This is a genomic window from Chloroflexus aurantiacus J-10-fl, assembly GCF_000018865.1.
Taxonomy (GTDB): domain Bacteria; phylum Chloroflexota; class Chloroflexia; order Chloroflexales; family Chloroflexaceae; genus Chloroflexus; species Chloroflexus aurantiacus.
In genome coordinates this window covers 4,176,972-4,189,134 of sequence record NC_010175.1, presented here as the reverse complement: position 1 = coordinate 4,189,134, position 12,163 = coordinate 4,176,972, and the positions used below count along the sequence as shown (strand labels likewise).

Here is a 12,163-nt window from a genome sequence, read left to right as displayed (position 1 = left end):
GCCTCCTGCTCGTGGTTCACGCATAGACGCCATCGGTCAGCGTTGCCGGATCGGGATACGGTGAAGCTTCAGCGAACGCCTGTGCCTCATCAAGCTCGGCTTCGATCCGGGCCAACAGGGCAGCCAGCTTTGCATCATCGAGTAAACCACGGCTGCGCAACACTTCCTCTATACGGGCAATTGGGTCGCGAGCTTCCCATTCGGCGAGCAATTCTTTCGGCACGTAGGCCATATTGTCGTGAATGGCGTGACCGCGCATACGCATCGTCTTACATTCGATGAATGTCGGCCCACCACCAGCGCGTGCCCGTTCGACCGCTTCTTTGGTTGCACGATACACTGCGGCAAAATCGTTGCCATCTACAATCACCCCCGGCATCGCGTAACCGGCTGCCCGCTGGGCAATATCTGTGATTGCCATCTGCCGGCTCAGCGGGGTTGAGTAGGCGTACTGATTATTTTCGCAGATAATCACCATCGGCAATTTAAAGACACTCGCCCAATTCATCGCTTCATGAGCCAGTCCTTGTGAAGCACTGCCATCACCAAAAAAACACATGGCAACCCGTGGTTCGCCTTTGAGCTTGATTGCGTGAGCAACACCGGTGATCACGCCGGTCGAAGCCGGCAGATGGCTGATAAAGCCAATAATGCCCAGGCTTAGATCACCCATACCGTGTAGATTCGCGTCACGTCCACGGGTCACACCGGTCTCGCGTCCTAACCACTGAGCAAGAATACGCTTCGGGGTCAAGCCACGCACCAGGTAGGCCCCCAAATCGCGGTGCATCGGCGCAATAATATCGCGTGGCCCCAGGCTTAGCGCCGCTGCAACACTGAGCGCCTCGTGCCCGATTTGCGAAAAGTAGCCACCGACAATTTTGCTCTGCTTGTGCAGAAACGTACCCCGGTCATCGAGCGCACGGGTAAGGCGCATCCAATAATGGGCCTGTTGCAATAACTCATCATTAATCTCGTCCATGCCATCTCCTTGCCGGTGAAGGCACCGCTTGCCCGGCGTCCATTGCCGTTTTTCGCCATTCAAAGGGATATGTTTCTATTGTACTCGATTTACGTAGCCGGAAAACAGAACAGCGCGTGAGGAACTATGCCTCACGCGCTGTGACTTCAACCGGTGATGCTGGTGCGACGACTATTGGGCGACGTTGACTGCGATCTTGCGCGGCTTGATCTCTTCAGCCTTCGGCACGGTCACCGTCAGCACGCCATTCTCGAGCCGGGCCTCAATCCGATCCGGATGGATCTGATTGGGCAGGCGAATGCTGCGGCTGAAGCGACCGAAGCGGCGCTCGGTGACGTGATACTGGCGCTCTTTGCGATCGCTGCTCTGCGTAATCTCGCCACTAATTGTGAGCACGTTGTTCTCGAAGGTAATGTTCAGTTGATCGGCGGTCATGCCCGGCACTGCCATCTCGATGTGATAGGCATCAGCCGTCTCGCTGAGATCGAGCGCCGGCACCAGGCTGCCGTTGCGGGGCAGCACACCGGTGAAGCCGGTGAAGAAGGTGTCGTCGAGCAGTTGAGTCATCTCACGGAAGGGATCCCAACGGGTCAGGTTCGTCATAGTCGTCCTCCTTGCATCCTCGTTTTTTTATTGTCTATCGTTTCTTGTTGTTTCCACTGGTCGTGCTCTCAATCGAGCCTGGCTATACCATAACAAACCATTGTTAGAATGACGTTGGCGAACTGTTAAAGCTCTGTCTACGTTTAGAGAGCAAGTTTAATCTGGCGTTTCCGTGCTAAAAGCCCGGCGTTCGATGGTTGAGAGGAATTATTCTCCATCGGCTAGCTAAAATCACCACCGTGAATGGGCACAGGAAGAAGACGAAAAAAGCCTGTCTGGTTACCTTTGACCTCATTTTTGCTCTATGCAGTTTGAGTGCAGCGTGCTACAATGCAATCACACCATTACTGGCACTATCACAAAGGGGCACAAACATGGCACGCTCGATCAATATCGACTTACAGGGAGGTGTGGTTCCCATCTCACAGGCGGCAGCCAGTCTGGCCGCACTGATCCGGCGAGCAAAGGTGAGTGGACAACCGGTCGTGATTACGCAGAAAGGGTATCCATCGGCTGTGCTCCTGAATATTGAGCTGTTCGAGCAATTGCGAGCACTGGCCCTGCAGGCAGAACAAAGCCATCAACAATAGAAGGTGTAAGCGAACAGGCTACCATGTTCGCCGGTTCAGGTAGTGTAAAGAAAGCCGGAGTGGAGGTAGCAGATGGCAACCACCCATACACCTGCTGCCCGCCGTAAGCATGTCTGACGGGCAGCAGGTTCTTCCAGTAATTACCCTATTTTCGACTATCCTGCGCGGCCATTAGAGCGGGCATTATCCGTTGTTCAGCCTGCGCCGGTACAAGAGTGACTCGTGCCTTACTTTCGGCCAGGTTTTGCAGTTCGAGGATAGTGAACAGAGCATCACGTACTTCGGGGTCAGCCCCAATGCGGGCCAGCGCCTGCCCTAAAATCTGCGGTCGCACTGCCTTGGCACGGGCAAACTCAATCGCAGCTTTTCGTTCGGCAGTACTGGTGATAATATTCACCCGATTGGCACCATCTTGTAAAATTGCCGATGTAACCTGGCGGAGCCGATTAACGACCTTCGCTTCGATCTGGCGGATCATTGTCTGATCGCGAAAATGCACTTTCCGAATGTACACCGATCCCAACCGGTATCCCCACTCAGAAGCCTTCGGTGAAACCTCAGCTCGTACTGCCTGGCTCATCGCGTGGCGATTTTCCAGCATTTGAGCCAACGGCATGTTGCTCAAGGTACGTACCACGGCATTACTGACGTTGGCAGCCAGCGAACCCTGTGGATCGGCGTTCTTGAACAGATAGGCTACCGGATCGCTAATCGACATCTCGTACCAGACCCCGATCCCCATTGGTGCGCCCTCTTCCGAATTGACCGGCTGGCTGCGTAGATAGCGCTGATCGAGGCGCATATCGATCACGTACCGCCGACCAAAGAAGCTGATCAAGAAGGCATTGACGCCCAAATGGAATGGCAAGATCACCAGCCCCGGCTCGCGCAAGACACCAACCACGCTGCCGAAGAGCGTGTACACGTGGCAGGTACCCTCCTGCACAATCGTGTAGAAGCCGAACAGACGGAGCAGACCGAAAAAGGTTGGGGCAAGAATAAATGCCAGGACAAAGGTGATCGAAGCCACCACAATGGTTGAGAGCACGAAGGTCATTGTTCTACCTCCATGATTACCCGTTCAGCCTGTTGATAGAGACCAAGCCGTACATTCCGCAGATAGGCCTGCAGGACCTCAGGGCCACCGTTGCTCTTCAGCGCGCGCAACTGTTCGGCCAGTGCCAGCAACGGTTCCACTTCAGCCTGGGCCTTGAGCGTCTCGATCTCCACTGCCCGCTTCGACTGCACGATCTTCTGGTCGGCTGCGGCCTGGGCCAGGCTAATATCCGAAGAGACCTGGTTGTGCGCCGTGTTGATTGCTGCCATCGCCGCCTCCACCTCCGGCGGTGCATCAATCTCGGTGATCAGCGATGCGTCAAGAATGATGCCATAGCGTGCCGCTGAGGAAAGACACTCGCGATCCATCAGCTCATTCAGATCGCGGAGATTCTTGCGCAGATCGTTGATCGAAACCCCACTGACATCAGCTCCATCACCCGCTGCCATGCTCAACTGGCCGGTATCAGTAGCCGGTGCGGCGAAATTGGCGATCCGTTCGCGCAAAATCGAGATGAAGTAACCCATCACATGCACGACCGGGTTCTTCACCCCAAAGAGGTAGGCGTAGAGGTGTCGTTCCGAAACGCGATAGCGAATTTGACCACGTAGACCAACGTTGAGCTGATCCTTTGTAACCGCTTCCAGCATGGTTCCGCCGTGATTCGCTCGCGGATCTTCGAGATCGAGTGCCATATTGATGGTCTGGGTCGCAATTGAGACCTTATAAATCCGCTCCCACGGCCACTTGAAGTACGGTCCACCTGGCGGAATCACCCGTAACTGCGGATAGCGGTAGCGCTCACGCTCTTCGGGACGCATGTATTCAGCGAACGGGTCTTCTACCGGAGGGCCAGGCAGACGCTCTGCCCGACCAAAAATGGTCTTTACTGCCCGCTCGTTTTGATCGACGGTGTAGAAGCTGAAGGCGATGTAGCGAACGATAAACCACGCCAGCAAGCCCAGCACAATCCCCAACGGTAAGGCCATACCTCCTCCTTGTGGACTAAGTGACCATAAAACAACAAAAGTTCACGGGTTTAGATACCGTGAACTCCATAAAACGTGTGCAGCAAAGCGCATTGTATTGAGCGATGGTACATCATTCAGGAAACCTTTCACTTTGCAGCTTTCAGTATAACATACGCAGTAGCAAAGAAAAGGTTGCGCGACTTGTGCTATAATCGCGCCAATCCAACGTGTTTGCGGGCATCAGTTGATGCTCCAACCGGGAAGGGCCATGTCGCCCCCATGGCGCTTCTTATTGGATCCGATCGTTGTAGATCAGGAGAATGGAACATGCGCAAGACTCTACTGACGCTGGTAGCACTCTTTACGCTTCTGGTACCGCTACTCGCTGCGTGTGGTGGTCAACCAGCAGCAGTCCAGCCTACGGCAACAACAGCGCCGACTGCTGCGCCAACCGCTGTACCAACAACCGGCACCACAGATTCCTCCAAGCCCCGGATCGCATTGGTTACCGATCTGGGCAAAGTGAATGACGGCACCTTTAACGAGTTTGCCCACCTCGGTGCGTTGCGGGCGGCGCAAGAGTTTGGGCTGGAGTACAAGTACATCGAGACCCAGGCGCAGGCCGACTACGAGAAGAACATTCAGACCTTCGTCGATGAGGGCTTCGATGTGATTGTGACCGTCGGCTTCCTGATTGCCGATGCCACCAAGAAGTTTGCCGCCGAACATCCCGACATCATCTTCATCGGTGTGGACCAGTTCTACGAGCCGGGCACCGTCACCGACAATCTGGTTGGCTTGCAGTTCCGCGAAGACCAGGCCGGCTTCCTGGCCGGTGCGCTCGCCGGGATGATGACCCAAACCGGTACCGTTGGCGTCGTAGCCGGGGTTGAGATTCCACCGGTCAAGCGCTTCAAGAACGCCTTCGACAACGGTGCGCGCTATGTCAAGCCTGACATCAACCTGCTCGGTGTCTACCTGCCCACCTTCATCGACCCGGCGCTGGGGGCAAGCACGGCGCAGCAGATGATCGGTGAGGGTGCCGACGTGATCTTCGGTGCTGGTGGCCCGACCGGTTCGGGGGCGATCAAGGAAGCGGCTGCCCGTGGCGTCTACGTCATCGGCGTTGACCAGGACGAATACGTGACCACCTTCGCCAACGGCACGGCTCCCGGCGCCGACCGCATCCTCTCCTCGGCTATCAAGCGGGTTGATGTGGCCGTGTACGACCAGATCAAGGCTGTGGTCAACGGCACCTTTAAGGGCAATGGTATCGCGCTGTACGAGGCCGCCAACGGCGGTATTGGCTACGCCGATTACCACGACACGGCTGATGATGTCCCGGATGCGGTAAAACGCCGCATGGAAGAGATTCTGGCTGCGCTGACGACGGGTGAATTGACCACCGGTGTCGATCCGGTCAGTGGTGATGTTGATCCGAACACCATCCCTGAGCCACAGCCGTTCCGTCCAGCAGATGTGAAGTTGCCCAAGATTGCTCTGGTCACCGATCTGGGCAAAGTGAATGACGGCACCTTTAACGAGTTTGCCCACCTCGGTGCGTTGCGGGCGGCGCAAGAGTTTGGGCTGGAGTACAAGTACATCGAAACCCAGGCGCAGGCTGACTACGAGAAGAACATTCAGACCTTCGTCGATGAGGGCTTCGATGTGATTGTGACCGTCGGCTTCCTGATTGCCGATGCCACCAAGAAGTTTGCCGCCGAACATCCCGACATCATCTTCATCGGTGTGGACCAGTTCTACGAGCCGGGCACCGTCACCGACAATCTGGTTGGCTTGCAGTTCCGCGAAGACCAGGCCGGCTTCCTGGCCGGTGCGCTCGCCGGGATGATGACCCAAACCGGTACCGTTGGCGTCGTAGCCGGGGTTGAGATTCCACCGGTCAAGCGCTTCAAGAACGCCTTCGACAACGGCGCGCGCTATGTCAAGCCTGACATCAACCTGCTCGGTGTCTACCTGCCCACCTTCATCGACCCGGCGCTGGGGGCAAGCACGGCGCAGCAGATGATCGGTGAGGGTGCCGACGTGATCTTCGGTGCTGGCGGCCCGACCGGTTCGGGGGCGATCAAGGAAGCGGCTGCCCGTGGCGTCTACGTCATCGGCGTTGACCAGGACGAATACGTGACCACCTTCGCCAACGGCACGGCTCCCGGTGCCGACCGCATCCTCTCCTCGGCTATCAAGCGGGTTGATGTGGCCGTGTACGACCAGATCAAGGCTGTGGTCAACGGCACCTTTAAGGGCAATGGTATCGCGCTGTACGAGGCCGCCAACGGCGGTATTGGCTACGCCGATTACCACGACACGGCTGATGATGTCCCGGATGCGGTAAAACGCCGCATGGAAGAGATTCTGGCTGCGCTGACGACGGGTGAATTGACCACCGGTGTCGATCCGGTCAGTGGTGATGTTGATCCGAACACCATCCCCGAACCGCAGCCATTTCAGCCCTAAACGACCATAAGAAAACGCTACATCTCAATGGCACCGGCGTGACAGCTTTGTAACGCCGGTGCTATGTTTTTAGAACACAGGTCAAGCCTTGCCAGACAGGCAACGCAACTACGCTTTGGCGAAATGATGAGTGCGAAGCCAGATTCCTGCACTCTACGTGAGAATTGTTGCAGATTACTCAAGACTCACGAGATAGCTTCCCCGAAGCATAACTTTTTTCAACAACGGGCGACAAAAAGAGTGGAACTCGTTCAAGGCTTACCGAAAGGAGTACCCGATGAACCTGCAACGCTACTCTCGTTTGTTGCCCACAGCACTGGCTATCAGCCTGGTTTTGGTTATTATATTAGGTGGAAATGCCGCAGCTCACTGGCTTGAGAGTCACCCAATCTTTTCACAGTCGCGCCGTGAGCAGATCATCACCGATAACAGAACTGCACCTACGACAGTATCACAACGTAACGATCAGGATCAGCACAACGACGACACTACTCCCGATGACCGAACCGATGACCGTGGCCGCGGTGACGACACCACGCCCGATGACCGCACCGATGACCGTGGCCGTGGCAACGACACCACGCCCGACAACCGCACCGATGACCGTGGCCGTGGTGACGACGACACCACCCCCGATGACCGTGGACGCGGCAGCGACGACACCACGCCCGACGACCGTGGACGCGGCAGCGACGACACCACGCCCGACGACCGTGGACGCGGCAGCGACGACACCACGCCCGACGACCGTAATGATGACCGTGGCCGTGGCGACGACACTACGCCCGACGACCGTAATGATGACCGTGGCCGTGGCGACGACACCTCACAAGATGACCGTCGTCCAACACCAACCAGCCCGCCAACTGTTGTGCCGACGCCAACACCAACCAGCCCGCCAACCGTTGTGCCGACGCCTGAGCCAACCAGCCCGCCAGCCACTACACCGGGCTACGGTGATGATCATCGCGGAGGCCACCATGACGATGACGACGATGACGACGATGACGACGATGACGACGATGACGACGATGACGACGATGACGATTAATCAATGATAATGAGCAACGGAACGTACCACAACCATCACTGAGGGGGAGCGGACGGAATGAATGCAGCTCATTCCGTCCTAAAAAGCGATACCAATCAAAGGAGTTGCTGTGCTCGACGATGCAGAACTGCTCCGCCGGGCGTATGAACTGGATACTGATGCGTTGGCGGCAATTCACGATACATATTATCAGCCACTTTACCGATACATCTCTTTCCGGGTAGGTGACCGTTACACATGTGAAGATTTGGTCAGCGAAGTGTTTACTCGTTTTCTCAGTACATTACGCCAGCGTAAATCGCTACCAAACAATTTACGTGGATGGCTCTTCGGGGTAGCGGCCAATGTTGTGAGCGATCACTTTCGACGCAGCTATCGTTCCCCGCAGACCAGCCTTGATGAACAACTTATGAGTCGCGAACCACTCCCATCGGAAATAGCTGAGAAAGCTGCGACAAATGAAGAACTACGCCTGGCAATCAGCCAACTAACACCTGATCAACAACACGTTTTAGCTCTACGTTTTGCTCAAAATCTACCAATTCAGGAAGTCGCCCGTATTCTTGGCAAAACTGAGGGTGCTGTTAAACAACTACAGGCACGTGCGATTGCGGCACTGGCACGCCAAATGACACCGGGGGTGGTCGAATGACAGACAAATCGTTAGACACCATCTTAAACGATTGTATCGATGCCCTCGCCGCAGGTGCAACGATTGATGAAGTATTGGCGCGCTACCCTGAGCAGGCTACAACTCTGCGGCCAATGCTGATTGCTGCGGCATCGCTCTTTGATCTGGCATCTGACCCAACCCCGGAGGCGAAAATCGCCTCACGACGGGCTTTCCTCCAACGAGCTGCAACGCCGCAACCGCGCATCATGCACTGGCAACGGCTGGCAATGATTGCAGCCAGTCTCATCCTTGCCATGCTTCTCTTCGGAGGCAGCCTGAGCTGGGCGGCAAATGCGGCATTGCCCGGCGATCCGCTCTACGGAGCAAAACGCACGGTGGAGCGTGTCCAGCTTGCGCTGAGTGGCAATGATGAACGCCTCAAAGCCTCGCTTGAAGAGCGTCGCCGCAGTGAGGTGACGACCCTGATCGAACGACGACGCAAGGAAGCTGTTGAGTTCCAGGGTGTCGTTGAGCAAGTAAGCTTAGCGCAGTGGCAGGTCAGTGGTATCAACGTCATTATTGATCCTAACACGCAAATTCGTGGTCAGGTAGCACCAGGAGCCGAGATACTGGTGCGTGGACGTACAACAGATGATGGTGTTCAGGCGATAGAGATTATCGTGGAAGTAGACGATGACAGACGGGACGATTTATTCGTCACGCCTACGCGACAACCTGTCTCGACTCCTTCACCGACAGTAGTGACAGTAACCCCGTCACCAACCACGTCGCCAACTGCATCACCGACTGCATCACCAACTGCATCACCAACTGCATCACCAACTGCATCACCGACTGCATCACCGACTGCATCAGCGACTGCATCACCGACTGAACCACCGCCACCGCCACCACCGCCACCACCGCCACCGACGGTCGCACCACCACCGCCACCGACGGTCGCACCACCGCCACCGCCGCCACCGCCACCACCGCCACCACCGCCGCCACCACCCGGTGATGACGATGACGACGATGGCGACGATGACGATGACAACGATGATGATTAAAACCGTCTGATCACAAATCAGACATCAACATCAGGAACCGTACAATGAGTGTATCGTCCGGTTCCTGATCTTTTTTTCATAAAAATTCCTTTGCAGGTCTCATTCGAGATGCTATCATAAGAACAGTTTTCAGATCAGGCTTGTTTCTAAGCGTAATCTCTTTGTCCAACCATCAGGATCGTTCGATGACCAAATATCAGCTTATTACACCACCAACCTTTTTCAACGAACTTCTTGGGCTACCGGGCAAAATCCAGAAACTGGTCACCCAGAAGGTCAAAATCCTTGAGCATGATCCTGTTTCAGCCCAGGGTGATGCCAAAAAGCTCAAGAATCGTGAACCTCCACTTTATCGAATTAGAATTGGCGACTACCGCCTGATTTATACATTTGGTGCGGGATGGGTCAAGCTGGTTGCTATCCGTAAACGTGATGATCAGACGTATCAGCGCGATTTTGGTCACGTTGATCTGCCCGATACCGATCTCTCTGAGGCTGTTGCAATAGCTTCGGCGAGCGAACCGCTCACTGCGGAGCCTGAACCAACACCACCTCTCCCCCGACAGCTCTCGCCTGATGAAACCATAACAGGTAGTCCATCGCAACCACTGCCATACCAGTTGACTGCCGATAATTTACGGCGCTGGTTGATCCCAGAGCAGTATTGGGACACACTCATACAGATACAAACCGAAGACGATTTAATCAATGCTCAGGTACCGTCACAGGTCATTGACCGGCTACTCGATATTTTGTATCCACGGAGCGTTGACGAGATTTTGCAACAACCGCAATACCTGATCGCTGAAGCAGACGATCTCGACCGGTTTGTTGCCGGTGAACTGACCGATTTTCTGCTGGTTCTTGACCCTGAACAGCAACGGCTGGTCACAGCATCACTCGAAAGTCCCGTTCTGGTACGGGGTGGACCGGGAACCGGCAAATCAATCGTTGCCCTCTACCGCGTGCAACGCCTTGTTCAGCAAGGCATGACTCCAGTCTTATTTACAACCTTCACCAACACATTAACCGCCTATTCGGAACAATTACTGGAGCGTCTGCTTGAAGGTGATCTGACCAGCAACGGGGTAGAAGTCAATACTGTCGATGCGCTAATGTTTCGCCAGTATGCCGCCACCTACGGCACACCGCGGATTGCCACTGAAGAGCAGATGATCCAGATGTTGCGTGAGGCACTGCACACCGCGATCCTACCGGCGACAAACGAGCACGAACGACTGCGACGGCGTGAGGTGCTACAGACCCTTGGTGAAGCCTATCTGCTCGATGAATTTACCAGTGTGATTGAGCATTGGGGCTTGCAGAGTCGTGATGAATACCTGACCAGACCAAGGACAGGCCGTAAGCTTCCGTTACGACCCCCAATTCGGGAAGCGATCTGGGCAGTATACGAGACCTGGAAGAGCATGCTCCAGCACCAGCAATTGACGACTTGGGGACAATTTCGCCAGCGTGCACTCGAACTGGCATTACGGCAATCTCAGCGACCGTATCGCGCCATTGTTATCGACGAAGCACAAGACCTGTCGCCGGTCGCATTGCGTTACCTGCTGGCCCGTGTTGAGTCGCCCCGTGCGGTCTACCTGACTGCCGACGCCGGTCAGTCGCTCTATCAACGTGGTTTTTCGTGGCAACAGATCGATAGCGAATTGAATGTTCGTGGTCGCAGCTTTGTTTTGCGGCGCAACTATCGCAACACAGCCGAGATTGCCACTGCCTGCACATCCATTTTGGGCACGACTGAAAGTGATCAGGAAGTAAGCGCCGTTCATCACGGCTCTCTGCCGGTAGTGCGTTTTTGTCGTAGTGTTGCAGAAGAAGCCCAGGCGATCCGTAGCTTCTTCATTGCTGCCGCTCGCCGCTGGCGACTGCCTGCACACGCCGGTGCAGTGCTTTGCCATAGCAAACAAGTGGCCCAGCAAATCTGCGACCAGTTGCAACAACTTGGGATGTCGGCGGAATTTATGGAAAAGCGGCAGATCGACTTGCGAAAGCCGGTTGTCAAAGTATTGACGATCCACTCAGCAAAGGGATTGGAGTTTCCGTTTGTGGCGGTGATGCGATTAGCGCAGGATCATCTGCCGCACAACTACGATCATCTACCGGTGGAAGAGCGCGACGCAATGATTGACCAGGAGCGGCGGCTGTTTTACGTCGGCTGTTCGCGAGCCATGCGTGCTTTACTGGTCTGCGCCGATGCCGATCAGCCATCATCGTTTGTGCTGGAATTGCCGACAACGCTCTGGCAGCGCGAGGGTGAGATGAGTAGATGACAGATAACGTCATTCACCGGCAGAGCTTGACACCTGGAAAGTGAAAGCGGGAACACTGGGCTGACCCGGCGCGTTCCCGCTCCTGCTGAGTTCGCCAGTGACCCGTCTCTACTCCTGCTGACTTTCCAGGCGCACGAAGGAAAAGATCGCCGCAATGAGTCCCGTCCCGAAGCCAAACCAGGTACTTACCTCAGAAATGTGATACTGCTGCGCTTCGGCGGCCAGGCGGAGAGCACGCAGATTGGTATCGGCCAGGCTCATCACCCCTTGCTGCAATGCCTGGCGGGTGGCATTGATAAGCTCTTGTTGGTGAAGCAAGAGCCAGACCGATCCTGCCGCGCGTGCTGCCAGATAGGCGAGAATACCAACCAGACAACCGATAACGAGTGCCAACAGCAGGCGACCAAGCCAGGACTGAAAGGTGTCAGTCGATTGTTCATGAACAACCATACCCATT

Annotated in this window: 11 protein-coding genes; 6 read left to right on the top strand and 5 right to left on the bottom strand. The window is 55.5% G+C overall.

What is annotated here, in order from left to right; all coding sequences use genetic code 11:
• Positions 1 to 16: 16 nt before the first annotated feature.
• Positions 17 to 982 (bottom strand): thiamine pyrophosphate-dependent dehydrogenase E1 component subunit alpha, encoded by a 966-nt coding sequence (locus CAUR_RS16405; protein ID WP_012258973.1) that lies wholly within the window; start codon positions 980 to 982, stop codon positions 17 to 19.
• A 171-nt stretch (positions 983 to 1,153) separates the two neighbouring features.
• The gene (locus tag CAUR_RS16400) at positions 1,154 to 1,585 is read right to left on the bottom strand and encodes an Hsp20/alpha crystallin family protein (RefSeq protein ID WP_012258972.1); all 432 of its coding nucleotides are present in this window, start codon (positions 1,583 to 1,585) and stop codon (positions 1,154 to 1,156) included.
• A gap of 374 nt (positions 1,586 to 1,959) precedes the next feature.
• Here CAUR_RS16400 and CAUR_RS16395 point away from each other — a divergent pair, with 374 nt between their 5' ends.
• Positions 1,960 to 2,175 carry a type II toxin-antitoxin system prevent-host-death family antitoxin gene (locus tag CAUR_RS16395; protein ID WP_012258971.1) on the top strand — a complete coding sequence of 72 codons (216 nt, stop codon included), beginning with the start codon at positions 1,960 to 1,962 and terminating at the stop codon, positions 2,173 to 2,175.
• Between the two features lie 145 nt (positions 2,176 to 2,320).
• Here the strand turns inward: CAUR_RS16395 and CAUR_RS16390 are convergent, their stop codons facing one another.
• Both CAUR_RS16390 and CAUR_RS16385 read right to left on the bottom strand, forming a co-directional pair.
• Positions 2,321 to 3,232 (bottom strand): SPFH domain-containing protein, encoded by a 912-nt coding sequence (locus CAUR_RS16390; RefSeq protein ID WP_012258970.1) that lies wholly within the window; start codon positions 3,230 to 3,232, stop codon positions 2,321 to 2,323.
• Positions 3,229 to 4,221 (bottom strand): SPFH domain-containing protein, encoded by a 993-nt coding sequence (locus tag CAUR_RS16385; RefSeq protein ID WP_012258969.1) that lies wholly within the window; start codon positions 4,219 to 4,221, stop codon positions 3,229 to 3,231. Before CAUR_RS16385 ends, CAUR_RS16390 begins: the two co-directional genes overlap by 4 nt.
• 309 nt (positions 4,222 to 4,530) lie before the next feature.
• On the opposite strand from CAUR_RS16385, the gene CAUR_RS16380 reads away from it, so the two are divergent.
• From CAUR_RS16380 to CAUR_RS16360, 5 genes are all read left to right on the top strand, one after another.
• Positions 4,531 to 6,678: a BMP family lipoprotein gene (locus CAUR_RS16380; RefSeq protein WP_012258968.1), complete on the top strand. Its 2,148-nt coding sequence runs from the start codon at positions 4,531 to 4,533 to the stop codon at positions 6,676 to 6,678.
• Between the two features lie 277 nt (positions 6,679 to 6,955).
• A complete protein-coding gene (locus tag CAUR_RS16375) occupies positions 6,956 to 7,729 on the top strand; it encodes a hypothetical protein (RefSeq protein ID WP_012258967.1) in 774 nt (257 codons plus the stop codon).
• Between the two features lie 109 nt (positions 7,730 to 7,838).
• Positions 7,839 to 8,381, top strand: a complete 543-nt coding sequence (locus CAUR_RS16370) for an ECF subfamily RNA polymerase sigma factor, BldN family (protein ID WP_012258966.1) — start codon at positions 7,839 to 7,841, stop codon at positions 8,379 to 8,381.
• Positions 8,378 to 9,412 (top strand): DUF5666 domain-containing protein, encoded by a 1,035-nt coding sequence (locus CAUR_RS16365; RefSeq protein ID WP_012258965.1) that lies wholly within the window; start codon positions 8,378 to 8,380, stop codon positions 9,410 to 9,412. The genes CAUR_RS16370 and CAUR_RS16365 overlap by 4 nt, the downstream gene beginning before the upstream one ends.
• A 185-nt stretch (positions 9,413 to 9,597) precedes the next feature.
• Complete coding sequence (locus CAUR_RS16360) at positions 9,598 to 11,706, top strand: 3'-5' exonuclease (RefSeq protein ID WP_012258964.1); 2,109 nt, start codon at positions 9,598 to 9,600, stop codon at positions 11,704 to 11,706.
• Positions 11,707 to 11,814: 108 nt separating this feature from the next.
• Here the strand turns inward: CAUR_RS16360 and CAUR_RS16355 are convergent, their stop codons facing one another.
• On the bottom strand, positions 11,815 to 12,156 hold the full coding sequence (locus CAUR_RS16355; RefSeq protein ID WP_242604949.1) for a hypothetical protein: 342 nt from the start codon (positions 12,154 to 12,156) through the stop codon (positions 11,815 to 11,817).
• Positions 12,157 to 12,163 lie beyond the last annotated feature (7 nt).

Bases quoted from the DNA above. Each gene is read 5' to 3' on its own strand.
- CAUR_RS16360 (WP_012258964.1), top strand. From the start codon at position 9,598: ATGACCAAATATCAGCTTATTACACCACCAACCTTTTTCAACGAACTT.
- CAUR_RS16355 (WP_242604949.1), bottom strand. From the start codon at position 12,156: ATGGTTGTTCATGAACAATCGACTGACACCTTTCAGTCCTGGCTTGGT.
- CAUR_RS16375 (WP_012258967.1), top strand. From the start codon at position 6,956: ATGAACCTGCAACGCTACTCTCGTTTGTTGCCCACAGCACTGGCTATC.
- CAUR_RS16395 (WP_012258971.1), top strand. From the start codon at position 1,960: ATGGCACGCTCGATCAATATCGACTTACAGGGAGGTGTGGTTCCCATC.
- CAUR_RS16400 (WP_012258972.1), bottom strand. From the start codon at position 1,585: ATGACGAACCTGACCCGTTGGGATCCCTTCCGTGAGATGACTCAACTG.
- CAUR_RS16380 (WP_012258968.1), top strand. From the start codon at position 4,531: ATGCGCAAGACTCTACTGACGCTGGTAGCACTCTTTACGCTTCTGGTA.
- CAUR_RS16390 (WP_012258970.1), bottom strand. From the start codon at position 3,232: ATGACCTTCGTGCTCTCAACCATTGTGGTGGCTTCGATCACCTTTGTC.
- CAUR_RS16385 (WP_012258969.1), bottom strand. From the start codon at position 4,221: ATGGCCTTACCGTTGGGGATTGTGCTGGGCTTGCTGGCGTGGTTTATC.
- CAUR_RS16405 (WP_012258973.1), bottom strand. From the start codon at position 982: ATGGACGAGATTAATGATGAGTTATTGCAACAGGCCCATTATTGGATG.
- CAUR_RS16365 (WP_012258965.1), top strand. From the start codon at position 8,378: ATGACAGACAAATCGTTAGACACCATCTTAAACGATTGTATCGATGCC.